Raw genomic sequence first — 17,954 nt, forward strand, 5'->3', positions numbered from 1 at the left:
AAGCGACGTACTTTATATAGGGGGACTTTTCTGTATGTTAGGGCTTAAGCGAATATTTGGCCAGCAGGATGATGTAGTATCCATCTTGTCTGGTGTTCAAGAAGGGTTAAAGGAGCAACTGATCGCTGGCTTATCTGGTTCTGCACGGGCACTATTCATTTCGGCTGTTTATGAGCAGTCGAAACAGCCTGTTCTGGTTGTGACTCACAATTTATTGCAGGCGCAAAAATTATATGATGATATCATCAGTTTAATAGGAGAAGAGGAAGTACTTCTATATCCGGCGAACGAATTAATTGCTGCTGAAATAAGCATCGCAAGCCCAGAACTTAAGGCACAAAGAATAGAGGCACTGAATTATTTGATCCAGCAGAAGGCAGGGATCGTTATAGCTCCAATGGCAGGTGTGAGAAAGGTGCTGCCGCCATCAGAGCTATGGAAAAAATACCAGATGACATTGTCTGTTGGAGATGACTTGCTTGAAGAGCAATTAAACCGTTTCGTCCAGATGGGTTATGTTCGTGTTGATATGGTTTCAGCTCCAGGTGAATTTAGTGTGAGAGGCGGAATCATTGATATTTACCCATTAACTGAAAATGATCCCATCCGAATTGAACTATTTGACACAGAAATTGATTCCATTCGAACATTCTCACTAGATGATCAGAGATCCAAGGAAAAGCTCCAGCAAACTTTGATTGGTCCAGCAACCGAAATCCCGCTTGAAAAAGAACATTATGACAAACTAGTTGAGCGGATTGAACTAGGACTGGGGAAAAGCCTGAAAAAGCTTAAAAATGATAAAGATAAAACATTATTATCACAAAATATCGGCTATGAGCTTGAACAGCTGAGAACAGGCCAAAAGCCTGAGCAGCTATTTAAATACACTTCTCTTGCTTATGAATCAGGAAGTAGTTTAATAGATTATCTACCAGAATCAGGTCTTATTTTTATAGATGAAATCAGCAGAGTCCAGGAAATGAATGATTCACTTGAGAAAGAAGAAGCAGAATGGTATACAAGCATGCTAGGTGAAGGGAAAATGATTCATGATGTGAAGGTTGCTTACTCTCTAAAGGAGCTCACAGCCAGAACGGATCATTCCATTACCTATATGTCTTTATTTCTTCGCCATGTTCCTAATACAAGCCCGCAAAACATTGTGAATATGACCTGTAAGCAAATGCAGAATTTTCATGGGCAAATGCATGTGCTAAAAGGAGAGTTAGAACGCTGGGAGAAGAATAATTATTCTGTTGTATTCTTAGCATCTGACGAAGAGAGAGTAGATAAACTTCAAAAGGTTCTTGAAGATTATGAAATCGATGCTGCTAAAATAAGTGCTGATCAGGCAGTTCTTCAGGGAAGAGCTCAAATTCTCCCAGGCGGCCTGCAAACTGGTTTTGAGCTAAGCTCCCAAAGGCTGGCTGTTATAACTGAGGAAGAATTATTTAATAAAAAAGTAAAGAAAAAATCACGAAAACAGAAACTTTCAAATGCAGAGCGCATTAAAAGTTATTCCGAGCTGAAAATCGGCGATTATGTAGTTCATGTGAATCACGGAATTGGAAAATATATTGGCATTGAAACATTAGAGATTAACGGGGTACATAAAGATTATCTTCATATTCGCTATCAGGGAAGCGATAAGCTTTATGTGCCGGTTGAACAAATTGACCTTGTTCAAAAATACGTTGCTTCTGAAGCAAAAGAACCGAAAATCTATAAACTTGGCGGAAATGACTGGAAGCGGGTAAAGAAAAAAGTTCAATCTTCAGTGGAAGACATTGCGGATGATTTAATTAAATTGTACGCAGAGCGGGAGTCATCGAAAGGCTATGCCTTCAGCCCGGATGGAGAGATGCAGCGGGATTTTGAAGCGGCCTTCCAATATCAGGAGACAGAGGATCAGGCTCGTTCCATTCATGAAATTAAAAAGGATATGGAACGGGAACGTCCAATGGATCGCCTATTATGCGGAGATGTTGGCTATGGGAAAACAGAAGTTGCCATTCGTGCCATTTTTAAAGCCATTGCGGATGGAAAACAGGTAGCATTCCTGGTGCCAACAACCATCTTGGCACAGCAGCATTATGAAACAATGCGTGAGCGTTTTCAGGATTATCCGATTGAAATCGGTCTGCTGAGCCGTTTCCGGACAAAGAAACAGCAAACAGAAACGTTAAAAGGTTTAAAAGCAGGAACGATTGATGTAGTTGTCGGTACCCATCGGATCCTTTCAAAAGATATTGAATATCGGGACTTAGGTTTGCTTGTCATTGATGAGGAACAGCGTTTTGGTGTTACACATAAGGAGAAAATCAAGCAGCTGAAAACAAATGTTGATGTTTTAACACTTACTGCTACACCAATTCCAAGGACTTTACATATGTCCATGCTTGGGGTCCGGGACCTTTCTGTCATAGAAACACCGCCGGAAAACCGTTTCCCGGTTCAAACTTATGTAATGGAATATAACGGAGCATTGGTGAGAGAAGCAATTGAACGAGAGCTGGCTCGCGATGGCCAAGTGTACTTTTTATATAACCGTGTGGAGGATATTGAGCGGAAAGCGGAGGAAATCTCGATGCTTGTCCCTGATGCAAGAGTCACATATGCACACGGAAAAATGACAGAAAATGAATTAGAGTCGGTAATGATCGGTTTTCTTGAGGGCGAGTATGACGTACTTGTCAGCACGACTATTATTGAAACCGGCGTAGACATTCCGAATGTAAATACACTCATTGTTCATGATGCTGATCGCATGGGGCTTTCACAGCTCTATCAGTTAAGAGGCCGCGTAGGACGCTCGAATCGGGTAGCTTATGCTTACTTTACGTATAGAAAGGATAAAGTTCTGACTGAAGTGGCGGAAAAGAGATTGCAAGCTATTAAAGAGTTTACAGAACTTGGGTCCGGCTTCAAAATTGCTATGAGAGACTTGACGATTAGAGGTGCAGGAAATCTCCTGGGAGCAGAACAGCATGGGTTTATTGACTCTGTTGGATTTGACCTATACTCACAAATGCTGAAAGAAGCAATTGAGCAACGAAAAGACGTAATGATGGGAACGGAAGAGAAAAAGGCTAGCATGGAAATCGATCTTGAACTTGATGCTTATATTCCGGATGCCTATATTTCAGATGGCCATCAAAAGATCGAAATGTACAAACGCTTCAGAGGAATTTCTGCTCTAGAGGATGTAGAGGAGCTTCAAGAAGAGATTGTTGATCGTTTTGGAGATTATCCGCAGGAAGTCTCGTATTTATTTACGATCGCAGAAATGAAAGTATACGGTGAGCTTGCTGGGGTAGAACTCATTAAACAGTCTAAACAGGAAATCCTACTGCTATTTTCGGAGCAGGCAAGTGCTCAAATTGATGGGCAAAAGGTATTTCAGCTGTCGAGCAAATATGGCAGAATGATTGGATTAGGCATGGAAGGGCAAAAGCTGAAAGCTGTATTCCATATTAAAGGCATTGAAGTAAACAAGTGGCTTGAAACATTGTACGAATTTATTCAAGGTCTTCAGAATGCGAAAAAAGAAGAAAAGAAGGCAAAAGCATAATCGTTCTGTTTTTTTATTTCAATTGAACTCGGTGGGCGATTCGATAAGAATTTTGTAAATAAATTGAAATATATGAAATGTTTAAATGCGCAGAGTCAGGGTAATTTCACAATAAATCATCTATTGGAATGTCTTTCCGTTTATGGAATATAAAACAGCCTAAAGAAAACCTATATGCATGTGTATAGAACTTTCCATATGAAAGATACTAAGTTCAAACATGGTGATGGATTCATTTTCTCCCAATTGTGATTTTGAAGCATTGCCGTATTAGAATGGCAGAAGTGCTGGATATATGGATGTGGCCCGATTATGAATTAGAAAGGTGCTTACTCTACATATCAAACCATCCTACAAGTAGTAAGGCAGCAAATGATTCCTTATACATCCATTTTTTGCTTGAGGAACGGTAGAGTGCTTCAGCTGTTCAAAAAAATCATCAGATGAAAGTGAGGCAACGTTGGATGAAAGCAACTGGTATAGTTCGTCGTATCGATGATTTGGGTCGTGTTGTCATTCCGAAAGAAATCCGCAGAACTTTGCGCATACGAGAAGGGGACCCACTTGAGATCTTTGTCGACCGAGATGGCGAGGTCATTTTAAAGAAATATTCGCCAATCAGCGAATTAAGCGATTTTGCGAAAGAATATGCAGAGGCACTATATGACAGCCTCGGAAATGCCGTTTTAATCTGTGACCGTGATACTTATATCGCAGTAGCAGGCGGTTCCAAGAAAGATTATTTAAACAAAAACATTAGTGATCTGATTGAAAAGACGCTTGAGGACAGAAGTTCGGTCCTTGTCACACAATCCGGTGACATTTCAATTGTTGATGGAAACACAGAATCAGTTGCTTCTTATACGATTGGACCGATCGTAGCAAATGGTGATCCAATTGGAGCAGTTGTTATATTTGCGAAAGAGGATACACTGGGCGAAGTAGAGAAAAAAGCAGTTGAAACAGCTGCTGGCTTCCTTGCAAGACAAATGGAATCATAAGAAACAGGCGGCGTGGGCTGCCTGTTTTTTTGTGCATGAAAGAGCACGGCGGCGGAATCTTTATGGCGGATATAATTCCTGGACGGCGGATAAAGGCCTTTTTTGAACGATTTAGGATAAAAAACGACATGCTGTGTTGCCTTTTTTGTTAATTGGTATATGAAATAGAGCTAAATTCCGCACTTTTGGTCGTCAGCCGGTATCTTTTAGGCAGTTTTAAAACTCCAGCCAGCTCGCCTTATGCTTGTCGGGGCTGAGCAAGCCGCCTCCACATTTCTAGTTGTCCAGCTCCAGGCGCTAGGGGCTCGAGGTCATAAGTCAATCCATCCAAAAGGTTAAAGAACAACCTTCTGGCTGTTTTGCCTTATGCTTGTCGCCCCTGAGCAAGCGCCTTCCGCTTTTCTAGTTGTCCAGTTCCGGCGGCTAGCCCCTCGAGGTCATAAGTCGATCCGTCTAGAAGGTTAAAGAATAACCTTCCAGCCAGCTCGCCTTATGCTTGTCGGGGCTGAGCAAGCCGCCTCCACATTTCTGATTGTCCAGCTCCAGGCGCTAGGGGCTCAAGGTCATAAGTCATGTTGCCCTAAAGGTTAAAGAACAACCTTTATGTCAACCTGCCTTATGCTTGTCGCCCCTGAGCAAGCGCCTTCCGCTTTTCGTAGTATGCTATAATATTTAAAGTTGTTTTTTGAGAGGGGTTGGGCGATGGAGCGCGTGGATCGTTCAGGTGAGTTTATTAGAGGCGCGCTTGTATTAACAGCAGCGGCAGTGATTACGAAAATATTGAGCGCTGTGTATCGGGTGCCTTTTCAAAATATTGTAGGAGATGTTGGTTTTTATATTTATCAGCAAGTCTATCCTTTCTATGGTATTGTTCTTGCACTAGCTACCTATGGGTTTCCCGTTGTTATTTCAAAATTATATGCTGAACAAATTAGTTTAAATAAATGGCATGGAGCTCGTCATGTATTAGCTGTGTCGTCGATTATTTTATTATTCGTTAGCATTGGCGGATTTTCTTTATTGTATGGAAGTGCCAATTTCCTGGCTGAAAGAATGAAGGATCCGTATTTGGCAGATCCTATCCGAACAGTTTCGTTTGTATTTCTTTTATTAGCTCCGATTTCTATACTAAGAGGTTATTTTCAAGGAAGAAATGATATGGTCCCTACAGCGATTTCTCAAATAGGGGAACAGCTTATTCGGGTTTTAACTATTTTACTGCTTGCTATTCTATTAGTGAGGCAGAATGAATCACTTTATAGCATAGGAAGTTCGGCGTTTTTAGGTTCTTTGGCAGGCGGACTGATGGCGATTGTTCTGTTGAACATTTTTTTTGTTAAAAGGAATGCAAATTTGAAAAAGACTTTATGGAAAGAGCGGCTGGAGTTAACTTCATCTGTCAAAATAGCAAAGGAACTTATCGTTCAAGGATTTGCTATTTGCGTAAGCAGTCTGCTGCTTGTCTTCATTCAGCTGGCGGATTCGTTTAATCTTTATTCTTTGCTTGTATCTTCTGGTTTTGGCATTGAGGAGGCAAAGCAGTTGAAGGGGATTTATGATAGAGGACAGCCTATTATTCAGTTAGGAACTGTTGTTGCTACCTCATTATCACTTTCGCTGGTTCCCTTGATTACCAAGGCGAAGCTTGAGAGTGACCGGAAACTTTTACAAGAGAAGATTCAGCTGGCCTTTCGCGTTGCCATCTTTGCTGGAGCTGGGGCGATGGTTGGGCTAATAGCCATTATAAAACCAACGAATACGATGCTATTCGAAAATGCTGCTGGCTCTAATGTACTGCAGATTTTAAGTATCCTGATTTTCTTAAGCTCGATCATTATGACTGCATCAGCCGTATTACAAGGTTTAGGATTTACCTTATATCCTGCTTTTGTTATTTTAGGCGGCTTTATTATAAAATATTGTTTAAATATACTGTTCATCCCTCTTGCGGGCTTAAGCGGCGCTGCCATTGCGTCATGCATTGCTTTGCTTCTTGTTGTCATAGCCTTGCTGATTAAGTTAAAATTTCAATTACATATTAAAATTGTTCAGTTGGAATTTATCACTCCCATTTTAAAGGGAGCGGTTTGTATGTATATTGTGTTAAAAGGGTATTTGCTGCTTACCGATTTCTTTTATGGGGTTGGCTATGAAAGAATGGCATCGAGTTTTCAAGCTATAAGTGCTGTTTTTTTTGGCGGATTTATTTACTTGATAGTGGTGCTGAGAAGCCAGGTCTTTACTGAGGAGGAATTATACATGCTTCCTTTAGGCAGTAAGCTTTTACGGCTGCTTCCCAAAAATAAAGCGAGGATGACGAAAAAATGAATAAGATTAAGATAATTGGATTAGGTGCAGGCGATTTAAATCAGCTTCCTTTAGGCGTCTACAAAACGATACAAAACACTGAAAATCTTTATTTGCGCACAAAAGAACATCCAGTCGTGGATGAGCTAATAAAGGAAGGGGCTCATTTCCGATCTTTTGATGAAGTGTATGAGAAGTACGATACCTTTGAAGCTGTTTATGAAGAAATTACGAATGTGCTCCTGAATGCTGCAAAGAGTGAAGATGTTACATATGCAGTGCCTGGTCATCCGCTCGTTGCTGAAAGAACGGTACAGCTTCTGATCGAACGGGCAGAACAAAGCGGAATACAGTTAGAAGTTGGCGGAGGCCAGAGCTTTTTGGATGCTCTTTTTCAAGCTCTGCGAATTGATCCGGTAGAAGGATTTCAGCTTCTTGACGGAACTGATTTTTCGGTTGAGGAAGCACAGCTGCGCCAGCATATCATCATTGGCCAGGTATATGATCAATTTGTTGCCTCAGATGTAAAGCTGGAGTTAATGGAGAGATTGCCGCATGATTATCCGGTTTTTATTGTGACAGCTGCCGGAAGCAGTCAGGAAAACATCAAAAAAGTAGAACTGGTTGAACTTGATCGTGAGGTAGAGCTGAATAATCTAACTTCTCTTTATGTACCACCTGTCCAGGATGAAACCATTCTTTATAAAGATTTTGCTAAGTTAAAAGAGATCATTGCCATTTTGCGCGGACCGGATGGCTGTCCTTGGGATCGGAAACAAACGCATGAATCACTAAGAAAATATGTAATTGAAGAAGCATATGAACTGATCGATGCAATCAACAATGATGATATTGATAATATGATTGAAGAGCTTGGCGATCTGCTGCTGCAGATTATGCTTCATGCCCAAATTGGCGAAGATGAAGGCTTTTTCTCTATCACAGATGTTATTGAAGGCATATCAGAAAAGATGGTCCGCAGACATCCGCACGTATTTGGTAATGGACAAGCGGAGGATGCAGAAGAGGTCGTTAAGAATTGGCAGGAAATCAAAAAGGAAGAGAAGGCAGGTAAGAAAGATAAAACATCTCTCCTTGATTCTGTTCCTCGTTCTTTCCCGGGACTAATGAGAGCAGAGGAACTGCAGAAAAAGGCTGCATCTGTTGGATTTGATTGGGATGAAGCAGATGCTGCCTGGGAAAAGGTTAAGGAAGAAATCCGTGAGTTTGAGGCAGAAAAAGAATTAAGCAGTGAAAAGATGAAATTAGAATACGGCGACATTTTATTTGCTTTTGTCAATGTTGCAAGATTTTTAGGCCTTAATCCAGAAGAAGCAATCCATGAGACCAATGAAAAATTTATCCGGCGTTTTAATTATATAGAGGACAGGGTAAAGGAAACAGGGAGAGAGTTTGCAGACTTCCAGCTTGAAGAACTGGATCAATATTGGGAAGAAGCCAAAAAATCTGGGATATAAACTAAAAAACTAAGTGATGGAGCGTTTGCATATGAGATTAGATAAATTTCTAAAAGTTTCCCGTCTGATAAAAAGGAGAACATTAGCAAAAGAGGTTTCCGATCAAGGGAGAATTTCAATAAATGGAATACAGGCCAAAGCAAGCTCTAATGTAAAAGTGGGCGATGTATTATCCATTCGCTTTGGTCAAAAGCTTGTAACAGTCAGAATTGATGGCCTGCAGGAAACAACACGCAAGGAAGAAGCACAAGAGCTTTACAGCATTTTAAAAGAAGAAAACGCTGGAACTGAAGTTGGAAAAGATTGATTCGTACCCTGCCATTAAGAACATGGTTATTTGATCATCTTATTAATAGATCTAAGCTTTGAGGGAGCTGATATCTGTCAGTGCCATTCCCGATCCTCTTAAAAAGCTGATCTTTCCGTATAAAGGAATGGCTTGTTCTAATTCATCCCTTACCTTCATAAACATGTACAAACAGAAGTACATTGCGATTGTGAGGGATATGATATGAGCCAATATTATGAATCAAATGCAAATAAGCCAAATGCCCAGGAACATGATGTGGTCATGCGAGGCAGAAGAACGTTGGAGATATCTGGGGTAAAACAAGTAGAAAGCTTTGATAATGAAGAGTTCTTACTTGAAACAGTCATGGGTTTTTTAGCGATTCGAGGGCAAAATCTGCAAATGAAAAACCTTGATGTCGACAAAGGAATCGTCTCCATTAAAGGGAAGGTTTTTGATCTTGTCTACATCGATGATCAGCACGGAGATAAGGCTAAAGGATTCTTTAGCAAGCTATTCAGATGACACTGACGACACAATTTATGACAATGCTTGCAATGATCGGCATGGGCGGAATGTTTGGTGCGTCGCTAGATACGTACCAGCGTTTCCTCAAACGGACGGAAAGAAAAAGATGGGCTGTTTTTATAAATGATATTTTCTTCTGGCTCCTGCAAGGACTAGCCATCTTCTACATTCTATTCCTCGTGAATCAAGGCGAATTGCGTCTATATGTTTTTCTCGCCTTATTGTGCGGATTTGCAGCTTATCAAAGCTTATTCAAAAGAATTTATTTAAAACTCTTAGAGTTGCTAATTTCCATGTTTATCTCTTTTTATCGTTTTATTCTAAAGTTTTTGAGATTTTTTGTCATAAAGCCGGTCCAAGGGCTTGTAACAGCTGTAATAGCAGTAATCCTGATGTTAGGAAAAGCGACTTTAGCACTATTCTTATTTTTGTATAAGGTCATTATACTTATATTAAAAATAATCACACTTCCGCTAAAATGGATCTTTATGCTTATATGGAGACTTTTGCCGAAACATCTTAAAAAAATGGTCGATAAGTTCTATAGAGCGTTAGCAGGATATTTTATAAAAATAAAGAATTATTGTGTTAAGAAAATAAACAACTGGAAGAAAAAGAACTAACAGAGAGGGGGGAGCGTAGAATGAGTGACAACGAGAGAAAGAATGTAGCCAAAATGCAAACGAGCTATGTAAAGCAGAGAGAGGATGCAACGATTAGCGCCAATCGAAAAAGAAAGCTATTGTTTAGAAGATTAGCCGCTTTTTTCATTGTTGCAGCGACTGTATCCATATTTATGATTACTACACTCGTCTCGCAATCCGCCGCTCTGGATGAAAAGCTGGCTGAAAAGAAAAAACTTGAAGATGAGCTGGCGGGACTGGAGAAAGAGCAAGTCGTACTTGAAGAAGAAATTGTTAAACTGAATGACGATGAGTACATTGCCAAACTTGCCCGCAAGGATTATTATTTATCAGACAAAAGTGAAACAATCTTTGTTTTGCCGGAGACAGAAGAGGAGCAAAATAAGGAGAAGGAAAAGGAAAAAGAAAAGGACGCTGAATAGAGCTGTATTGACACCCTTTTTTCTAATTCGTTATAATATAGAGTAAGTATGAAATTTTTTAGTTTCACTTTATATCTTTAAGGAGGCAATTTCTTTTTATGTCAATCGAAGTAGGCAGCAAGTTACAGGGAAAGGTCACAGGAATTACAAATTTCGGAGCGTTTGTGGAGCTGCCGGAAGGTTCAACTGGTCTTGTTCACATTAGTGAAGTAGCAGACAACTATGTTAAGGATATCAACGATCATCTGAAGGTTGGTGACATGGTTGAGGTTAAGGTCATTAATGTAGAAAAAGACGGAAAAATCGGTTTATCTATTAAAAAGGCTAAAGACCGTCCTGAAAGACCGGAAAGACCAGAAAGACCTGAAAGAAGAGAGTCTAGAGGTCCTTCTCAACGTCCACGTCAAGGCAGAACAAATGATAATCGTGCTCCAAGAGAAAATTTTGAATCAAAAATGGCACGCTTCTTAAAGGACAGTGAAGACCGCCTATCATCTTTAAAGCGCAATACGGAATCAAAACGTGGGGGAAGAGGCGCTAGACGAGGCTAACTTGTTGCTGATTTTATTCATATATCGCAGGGTTTATCGTGATATTCCCTTAAAAATGAGACAGTCCATTTGTGGACTGTCTCATTTTTTGTTATCTGAATGATGGGGAACAGGATTTAAAATACAAAAAAAACGCCTGGAAATCTCCAGACGCTTTTTTATAGATGACCCGTACGGGATTCGAACCCGTGTTACCGCCGTGAAAGGGCGGTGTCTTAACCGCTTGACCAACGGGCCAGTACATATTTAATAACAAGTATAGCGGCGGAGGGGATCGAACCCCCGACCTCACGGGTATGAACCGTACGCTCTAGCCAGCTGAGCTACACCGCCAAATGTATCAATCAGACACAAGTAATATCATACAAACTTTTATAGGAAGTGTCAATAAAAAATTGTAAAGTATTTTATGCACCTGAAGGGAGCAATACTTTTTTTAGAAAATGGTCAGAAATCTATGATATATATCCCTATAGTCGTTTTTTGAAACCGTAAAAATATTGTCATATTGCTCCCTATTAATGCCGCATAGCATGAACAAGAACATTTTTATCCAAAGAAGCTATCCCCGCCATTCCTCGATTTCCCTTATTTTTTGTACAGAATTCGCTCATTTCGGAGAAACAAGTCGAACGAAAAAATAAAGCTTGTCTGCGATTTTGACAAACTTTTTTATTTAAGAATTTTATAATGATCTGCAAACAATACGAATCTAAATAGGGAGTGAGCAATATATGCAAAAGGTTGGAAGGTCAATGACAGAGCCGCTCGGGGAAGTTCAGCTTAATCGATCTAAGATGGATATAGGACAAGCCTTTATCAATTTTCAACTATGGCTGGAGACTTTTTTTCTGAAAAAGGGGTACATCCTTCTGTTTATCGGCTTCTTGCTGGGCAGAGCCTTGATTTTAGCTAAGCTGACCCCTTTTACGCTTCCTTTTTTCGCAGCTGTGTACCTATTAAGGAAGGATCGGGCTCCTTTGGCACTTGTTGGACTCACGGCCGGTGCTGCTACTCTATCCGTGCAAAATGCTGCATCCGCGTTTAGTATATCTTTTTTATTTTTATTTGTGTTCAGGATTTCAAAAAAGTGGCTAAGTAATGAAATGAAGGCCCTGCCCTTTTATGTTTTTGCCATTTTATTAGTAGGGAAAATAGCGGAAGGTTTTATTCTGACAAACACGGTCACGCTATATAACGGAATGATGGCGGGAGTAGAGGCCAGTCTCGGATTTATTTTAACCATGATCTTTTTGCAGGGGCTTCCGCTGTTATCCATTAATAAGAGAAGACAATCCTTAAAGACAGAGGAGATTGTCTGTTTAATTATTATTCTTGCTTCTGTGATGACTGGGACAATTGGCTGGACCATTTACGATTTGTCGATTGAGCATATCATGTCGAGATATTTGGTTTTATTATTTGCCTTTGTTGCAGGAGCAACAGTTGGTTCTACCGTAGGGGTTGTAACGGGCTTAATATTTAGTCTTGCCAATATTTCAAGCTTCTTTCATATGAGTTTGCTGGCCTTTGCCGGCTTACTTGGCGGGCTCTTAAAAGAAGGCAGGAAATTGGGTGTATCTCTAGGACTTCTGATTGCGACATTGTTAATGGGCATGTATGGAGAAGGTAATGGAAATCTTATGATTACCCTTTATGAAACAGGTGCTGCTATTTTTATTTTCCTGGTTACGCCGATTAGCTTGACCTCAAAGCTTGCGAAGCATATACCAGGTACTCCTGAATATGCAGCTGAGCAGCAGCATTATATGAGAAAAATGCGGGATGTTACAGCTCAAAGAGTCTCTCAATTTTCAAACGTGTTTCAAGCATTATCAAAAAGCTTTTCTAACTATGATGCAACATCCAGCAGGGACGATGATGAAGATCGTGAAATTGATTATTTCTTAAGCAATGTTACTGAAAAGACATGCCAGACATGCTTTAAAAAGGAACATTGCTGGGCAAGGAATTTTAATACAACCTATGATTATATGAAGGATATTATGACAGAAATAGATAGCAGCGATGGAATCGTATCTCCAAAACTATCAAGAGAATGGGAAAAGCATTGTACACGTTCAAAAAAAGTGACAGAAACAATTCAGCAGGAACTTACTTATCTAAAAGCAAATCAAAAACTGAAGAAGCAAGTTCATGAAAGCAGAAGACTTGTAGCAGATCAGCTGCTGGGTGTTTCAGAGGTAATGGGAGATTTTGCGAAAGAAATACAGCGCGAGCGGGAAAACCACCATAAACAGGAAGAGCAGATTCTTGAAGCGCTTCAAGAATTCGGAGTAGAAATCGAACAGGTTGACATCTACAGCTTAGAGCAGGGCAATGTGGACATTGATATGGCGATTCCATACTGCAATGGGCATGGAGAATGCGAAAAACTGATTGCACCGATGCTGTCGGATATTCTCGGAGAAACCATTCTTGTCGGCAAAGAGGAGTGTGCTGCATATTCAACCGGGTTTTGTCATGTAACGTTCCGTTCAGCGAAAGCATATGCGGTTGAAACGAGTGTGGCCCATGCAGCCAAGGACGGAGGCTTTATTTCTGGTGACAGCCATTCTACGATTGAGCTAGGAAGCGGAAAATATGCGATTGCCATCAGTGATGGAATGGGGAATGGCGAGAGAGCACATATAGAAAGCCAAGAAACACTCGAACTCCTTCAAAAAATCCTGCAATCGGGGATAGAGGAACGGGTAGCGATTAAATCAGTGAATTCCATTTTATCATTAAGGACCACAGATGAGATTTTCTCGACCCTGGATTTAGCCATGATTGACCTGCAAAATGCTGAAGTGAAGTTTTTGAAAATTGGCTCAACACCAAGCTTTGTTAAGCGTGGGTCAAAGGTGATGAAAATACAGGCAAGCAATCTGCCGATGGGAATCATACAAGAGTTTGATGTCGATGTGGTCAGCGAGCAGCTGAAGGCAGGTGACCTATTGATCATGATGAGTGATGGCGTATTTGAAGGGCCAAAACATGTTGAGAATTTCGATTTATGGATGAAGCGGAAAATTACTGAGTTAAAGACCTCAGATCCGCAGGAAGTGGCAGATTTAATTATGGAGGAAGTGATCCGATCCCGCTCCGGCAGAATAGAAGATGATATGACAGTAGTTGTATCGAAAGTTACTCATAATACACCAAAGTGGTCGAGTATTCCAATGCAAAATATGCGCAAGAAGGCAAATTAAGAATAAATTTATTAGGATCTGCTAAATGAAATGAAATCATGTATATTTCTACCTCATACCGTCGAAAATGGTAATAAATTGAGATGGAGGGGAAAATATGAAAACGGGTACATTGAAACAGATTCTGCTGATTACAGACGGCTGCTCCAATCAAGGTGAAGATCCAATTGCAATGGCTGCCTTGGCGAAAGAACAGGGAATTACCGTTAATGTCATTGGGGTTATGGAAAATGATGTGATAGATGAAAAAGGGATGAGTGAAATTGAAGGAATCGCCATGTCAGGCGGCGGTGTCAGTCAGGTTGTTTATGCAAAACAATTATCACAAACGGTTCAAATGGTGACAAGAAAGGCGATGACTCAGACACTGCAAGGAGTCGTTAATAAAGAATTAAAAGAAATTTTAGGAAGCTCTAAAACGGTTGAAGATCTGCCGCCCGAGCAAAGAGGCGAGGTCATGGAAGTGGTAGATGAACTCGGTGAAACGGTAGAACTGGAAGTACTGATTTTAGTTGATACGAGTGCAAGTATGAAACAAAAGCTGCCGACCGTGAAAGAAGCGTTATTTGATTTATCATTAAGTTTAAATGCCAGGTCAGGAGATAATCGCTTCTCGGTCTTTGTATTTCCCGGGAAAAAGAAGGATGTCGAGAAGCTGCTTGATTGGACACCAAGGCTGGAGTCACTAAATAGTATTTTTGCTAAGCTGACAGTTGGCGGCATTACGCCAACAGGGCCAGCACTGCGCGAGGCATTGCAATACTTTAAGAAAAAACGGTCGTTAAGGGGACTGCTTTCTCGTGATGATGAATCATTCTATGAAGAGTCAGTTTAACGTTCGCTCCGGCACAGTTATAGAGGGGAAATGGCACAATAACCGTTATGTCATTTTAAATGAGCTTGGATATGGAGCAAATGGCGTTGTTTACTTGTCAAAGTTTAATCATCAGCAAGTAGCGATTAAAATGAGTGATAACGGGATGTCCATTACATCCGAAGTGAATGTGCTTAAATCATTTGCGAAGGTCCAAGGGTCTGCCCTCGGACCTTCTTTGCTTGATGTTGATGATTGGGCTATTAATGGGAGAAACATTTCTTTTTATGTAATGGAATATATTCATGGTCCTGACTTGCTGTCCTTTATTCAGCAAAAGGGTCCGTCATGGACAGCTGTATTGATCCTTCAGCTTTTAAATGATCTGGCAAATCTTCATGACAGCGGCTGGGTGTTTGGCGATTTAAAGCCGGAAAATTTGATTGTGACGGGTCCGCCCTCCAAGGTGCGCTGTATTGACGTTGGCGGGACGACCATGCAAGGAAGAGCAATTAAGGAATTCACAGAGTTTTATGACAGGGGCTACTGGAATCTCGGTACGAGAAAGGCTGAACCAGGATATGACCTATTTGCGGCAGCTATGATTATGATCAATACAGCTTATCCAAACCGATTTACAAAAAAAACTGGCGGGATAGCGGAATTAAAGGAGAAAGTGCAAACCAGCAAAGAACTAATTCAATATGAAGAGGTTATTTTAAATGCCTTAATGGGTAAATATCTATCAGCTAAAGAAATGAGGCATGCACTTCTGGAATCAATGAACAGCAGCGATATTCCGAGAGCAAGCAGCAGGGGTAATAGAAGATCGCCACCGACCGTATCTGCAGGCAGCACGGTTACGCGCACGCAGCAGAACGTCCGGAAAAGGAAAAGCGGAGGATTTTTTGAAACAGCATGTATTGTCGCCGTTATTTCTTGCCTATATTTTCTTTATATTTATGGTCAATTGATTTAAATGAAAGCACCAATACTTTGATGCCAAGCATAAGAATGGTATGATTTTAATATAGGTGAATGGGAGTGTAAAATAGGCCCGCAATGCAGGCAATTCTCCTGCTCATTTATCAATACTGTAAAGAGGAAACGAAGATGCTGGATTCAAAAGTAAAATTATTTCTCAATAGACGGGGCTTTGACCTGCAGCATAAGCGCATTGCGGTCGCAGTGTCAGGAGGTCCTGATTCATTAGCGCTGCTCCACTATTTAAAAGAGAAAAGTGCGATCTTTCATATAGAGCTGCTCGCTCTGCATGTCGATCATATGTTTAGAGGGGAAGAATCTTTACTAGATGCGCAATTTGTTGAACAGTTTTGTGAAAAATTAGGCATCCCCTTTAAAATGGAGCGCATTGACGTGCCTGCTTATATGAAAGTGACCGGTAAAAGTGGCCAAGTGGCAGCAAGGGAGTGCCGTTATCGCTTTTTTGCAGAAATGATGGAGAAAGAAAACTTTACTTATTTGGCACTTGGGCACCACGGGGATGATCAGGCAGAGACGATTTTAATGCGGCTTGCAAGAGGCAGCACAGGAGCAGCTAGAGCAGGGATTCCCTTTGAGAGAAAATTTGCCGGAGGTTTTATTATCAGACCTTTTTTATGCCTTAGCAGAGAAGAGATAGAAGATTATTGCCGAGATCATCAATTAAACCCCCGCCGAGATCCTAGCAATGAGAAGGATACGTACAGCAGAAACCGGTTTCGCCATCATGTTTTGCCTTTTTTGAGAAATGAAAACCCGCAAATGCATGAACAGTTCCAGCGATTTAGTGAGGATTTGGAGAGCGATGAGGATCTGCTGCAGGAATTAACTTTTAGAGAAATGAATAAAGTAATGGAGAAGATAAAAGATAACGAAGTAAGATTAGCCATTGATTTGTTTCTAGATATGCCAATGCCTTTACAAAGAAGAGGGATTCAACTAATATTAAACTATCTTTATAATGAAAAACCATCTTCTTTATCCGCAGTGCATATTGAAAATGTTTTTTCCTTAATCCGTAATCCTCACCCATCAGGAGTCCTGCATTTGCCAGGTGGATTGATTGTTAAACGCTCGTATAGGGAATGCCGTTTTTCATTTCAAACGAAAGACTTACCACAGTCATCCTATCATTATGAGTTATTTGAACCTGGGAAAATTGATCTTCCAAATGGCAGCAGTCTTACATTTGAGTTTACCTGCAGTCAACATGTGAAAGATCATTCCGGATCCCTCCTTTTATCTGCTGACAGTATTCCCATGCCACTCATTATCCGAACGAGAAAAAATGGAGATCGAATTGATTTAAGAGGAATGAAAGGGACGAAAAAGATTAAAGATATCTTTATTGATCAAAAAGTTCCAAGGGATGAAAGGGATCAATGGCCGGTCCTGACAGATGCAACAGGGAAAATTCTTTGGCTCCCGGGTTTAAGAAAGTCTGATGAGCCTATGCTGGGTGATGCTCATTCTTGTTATATTCTTTTAAAATACATAAAGCAATGATCTTCTAGGGGGCACAAAAATGAAAAATGATATTGAAAAGGTACTGATTTCAGAGGAAGAGCTGCAAGAAAAAATCGCTACTCTTGCAAAAGAGCTTACAGATGAATATCAAGATCGTTTCCCGCTTGCAATCGGTGTGTTAAAAGGAGCAATGCCTTTTATGAGTGACCTGCTCAAACGCATGGATACATACTTGGAAATGGACTTTATGGATGTTTCCAGTTACGGAAACTCTACTGTTTCTTCTGGTGAAGTAAAAATTCTAAAAGATCTTGATACTTCAGTAGAGGGCCGTGACATTCTTATTCTTGAGGATATTATTGACAGCGGCTTAACATTAAGCTATTTAGTAGAGCTTTTCCGCTACAGAAAAGCAAAATCCATCAAGATTGTCACGCTATTGGATAAACCTACTGGAAGAAAAGTAGACATTAAAGCAGATTATGTCGGTTTTATTGTTCCAGATGAATTTGTTGTTGGCTATGGCTTAGATTATGCTGAAAGATACCGCAACCTACCATATATTGGGGTTCTTAAACCAGAGGTATACAGCAGCAACGATTAAGAGAAAGATAAAAGGAATTAATCTTGGTAAGCCCTTTACTTGCAGCATGAATTGGCCC

At 40.5% G+C, this 17,954-nt stretch carries 14 protein-coding genes and 2 tRNA genes; 14 read left to right on the forward strand and 2 right to left on the reverse strand.

Annotated elements, in window-relative coordinates:
* Positions 1 to 34 precede the first annotated feature (34 nt).
* The 9 genes from mfd to F7732_RS21890 all read left to right on the forward strand — a co-directional run bounded on the left by mfd (position 35) and on the right by F7732_RS21890 (position 10,794).
* Positions 35 to 3,574 carry a transcription-repair coupling factor gene (gene mfd / locus F7732_RS21850; RefSeq protein WP_151576135.1) on the forward strand — a complete coding sequence of 1,180 codons (3,540 nt, stop codon included), beginning with the start codon at positions 35 to 37 and terminating at the stop codon, positions 3,572 to 3,574.
* Positions 3,575 to 4,038: 464 nt separating this feature from the next.
* The gene (gene spoVT / locus F7732_RS21855) at positions 4,039 to 4,575 is read left to right on the forward strand and encodes a stage V sporulation protein T (RefSeq protein ID WP_151576136.1); all 537 of its coding nucleotides are present in this window, start codon (positions 4,039 to 4,041) and stop codon (positions 4,573 to 4,575) included.
* A gap of 702 nt (positions 4,576 to 5,277) precedes the next feature.
* Positions 5,278 to 6,903 carry a putative polysaccharide biosynthesis protein gene (locus tag F7732_RS21860; RefSeq protein WP_151576137.1) on the forward strand — a complete coding sequence of 542 codons (1,626 nt, stop codon included), beginning with the start codon at positions 5,278 to 5,280 and terminating at the stop codon, positions 6,901 to 6,903.
* Positions 6,900 to 8,360, forward strand: a complete 1,461-nt coding sequence (gene yabN / locus F7732_RS21865) for a bifunctional methyltransferase/pyrophosphohydrolase YabN (protein ID WP_151576138.1) — start codon at positions 6,900 to 6,902, stop codon at positions 8,358 to 8,360. The genes F7732_RS21860 and yabN overlap by 4 nt, the downstream gene beginning before the upstream one ends.
* 31 nt (positions 8,361 to 8,391) lie before the next feature.
* Positions 8,392 to 8,667, forward strand: coding sequence for an RNA-binding S4 domain-containing protein (locus F7732_RS21870; protein WP_151576139.1), 276 nt, complete (start codon positions 8,392 to 8,394; stop codon positions 8,665 to 8,667).
* A 204-nt stretch (positions 8,668 to 8,871) separates the two neighbouring features.
* Positions 8,872 to 9,174 carry a sporulation protein YabP gene (gene yabP, locus F7732_RS21875; RefSeq protein WP_080843563.1) on the forward strand — a complete coding sequence of 101 codons (303 nt, stop codon included), beginning with the start codon at positions 8,872 to 8,874 and terminating at the stop codon, positions 9,172 to 9,174.
* Positions 9,171 to 9,800: a spore cortex biosynthesis protein YabQ gene (gene yabQ, locus F7732_RS21880; protein WP_151576140.1), complete on the forward strand. Its 630-nt coding sequence runs from the start codon at positions 9,171 to 9,173 to the stop codon at positions 9,798 to 9,800. Before yabP ends, yabQ begins: the two co-directional genes overlap by 4 nt.
* A gap of 20 nt (positions 9,801 to 9,820) precedes the next feature.
* A complete protein-coding gene (locus F7732_RS21885; protein WP_151576141.1) occupies positions 9,821 to 10,243 on the forward strand; it encodes an FtsB family cell division protein in 423 nt (140 codons plus the stop codon).
* Between the two features lie 98 nt (positions 10,244 to 10,341).
* Positions 10,342 to 10,794, forward strand: coding sequence for a S1 domain-containing RNA-binding protein (locus F7732_RS21890; protein ID WP_066441720.1), 453 nt, complete (start codon positions 10,342 to 10,344; stop codon positions 10,792 to 10,794).
* Between the two features lie 165 nt (positions 10,795 to 10,959).
* On the opposite strand, the gene F7732_RS21895 is transcribed toward F7732_RS21890, so the two are convergent.
* Together F7732_RS21895 and F7732_RS21900 are read right to left on the reverse strand one after the other, a co-directional pair.
* Positions 10,960 to 11,031, reverse strand: a tRNA-Glu gene (locus F7732_RS21895).
* A gap of 22 nt (positions 11,032 to 11,053) precedes the next feature.
* Positions 11,054 to 11,127, reverse strand: a tRNA-Met gene (locus F7732_RS21900).
* Positions 11,128 to 11,528: 401 nt separating this feature from the next.
* Between F7732_RS21900 and spoIIE the strand changes: the two genes are divergently transcribed.
* From spoIIE to hpt, 5 genes are all read left to right on the forward strand, one after another.
* Positions 11,529 to 14,009 (forward strand): stage II sporulation protein E, encoded by a 2,481-nt coding sequence (gene spoIIE / locus F7732_RS21905; protein ID WP_151576142.1) that lies wholly within the window; start codon positions 11,529 to 11,531, stop codon positions 14,007 to 14,009.
* A 97-nt stretch (positions 14,010 to 14,106) separates the two neighbouring features.
* A complete protein-coding gene (locus tag F7732_RS21910) occupies positions 14,107 to 14,844 on the forward strand; it encodes a vWA domain-containing protein (protein WP_080843570.1) in 738 nt (245 codons plus the stop codon).
* Positions 14,813 to 15,802, forward strand: coding sequence for a protein kinase domain-containing protein (locus F7732_RS21915; protein WP_151576143.1), 990 nt, complete (start codon positions 14,813 to 14,815; stop codon positions 15,800 to 15,802). Before F7732_RS21910 ends, F7732_RS21915 begins: the two co-directional genes overlap by 32 nt.
* A gap of 134 nt (positions 15,803 to 15,936) precedes the next feature.
* Positions 15,937 to 17,331, forward strand: coding sequence for a tRNA lysidine(34) synthetase TilS (gene tilS, locus F7732_RS21920; protein WP_151576144.1), 1,395 nt, complete (start codon positions 15,937 to 15,939; stop codon positions 17,329 to 17,331).
* Between the two features lie 19 nt (positions 17,332 to 17,350).
* Positions 17,351 to 17,896: a hypoxanthine phosphoribosyltransferase gene (hpt, locus tag F7732_RS21925; protein ID WP_066441701.1), complete on the forward strand. Its 546-nt coding sequence runs from the start codon at positions 17,351 to 17,353 to the stop codon at positions 17,894 to 17,896.
* The last annotated feature ends 58 nt before the right edge of the window (positions 17,897 to 17,954 follow it).

It is taken from the genome of Bacillus mesophilum, from assembly GCF_008923265.1.
Lineage (GTDB): Bacteria > Bacillota > Bacilli > Bacillales > Cytobacillaceae > Cytobacillus > Cytobacillus mesophilum.

Coding starts and splice junctions, on each gene's coding strand:
- tilS (WP_151576144.1), top strand. CDS start 15,937: ATGCTGGATTCAAAAGTAAAATTATTTCTCAATAGACGGGGCTTTGAC.
- yabN (WP_151576138.1), top strand. CDS start 6,900: ATGAATAAGATTAAGATAATTGGATTAGGTGCAGGCGATTTAAATCAG.
- hpt (WP_066441701.1), top strand. CDS start 17,351: ATGAAAAATGATATTGAAAAGGTACTGATTTCAGAGGAAGAGCTGCAA.
- F7732_RS21890 (WP_066441720.1), top strand. CDS start 10,342: ATGTCAATCGAAGTAGGCAGCAAGTTACAGGGAAAGGTCACAGGAATT.
- F7732_RS21860 (WP_151576137.1), top strand. CDS start 5,278: ATGGAGCGCGTGGATCGTTCAGGTGAGTTTATTAGAGGCGCGCTTGTA.
- spoVT (WP_151576136.1), top strand. CDS start 4,039: ATGAAAGCAACTGGTATAGTTCGTCGTATCGATGATTTGGGTCGTGTT.
- spoIIE (WP_151576142.1), top strand. CDS start 11,529: ATGCAAAAGGTTGGAAGGTCAATGACAGAGCCGCTCGGGGAAGTTCAG.
- F7732_RS21915 (WP_151576143.1), top strand. CDS start 14,813: ATGATGAATCATTCTATGAAGAGTCAGTTTAACGTTCGCTCCGGCACA.
- F7732_RS21885 (WP_151576141.1), top strand. CDS start 9,821: ATGAGTGACAACGAGAGAAAGAATGTAGCCAAAATGCAAACGAGCTAT.
- yabQ (WP_151576140.1), top strand. CDS start 9,171: ATGACACTGACGACACAATTTATGACAATGCTTGCAATGATCGGCATG.
- F7732_RS21910 (WP_080843570.1), top strand. CDS start 14,107: ATGAAAACGGGTACATTGAAACAGATTCTGCTGATTACAGACGGCTGC.
- mfd (WP_151576135.1), top strand. CDS start 35: ATGTTAGGGCTTAAGCGAATATTTGGCCAGCAGGATGATGTAGTATCC.
- F7732_RS21870 (WP_151576139.1), top strand. CDS start 8,392: ATGAGATTAGATAAATTTCTAAAAGTTTCCCGTCTGATAAAAAGGAGA.
- yabP (WP_080843563.1), top strand. CDS start 8,872: ATGAGCCAATATTATGAATCAAATGCAAATAAGCCAAATGCCCAGGAA.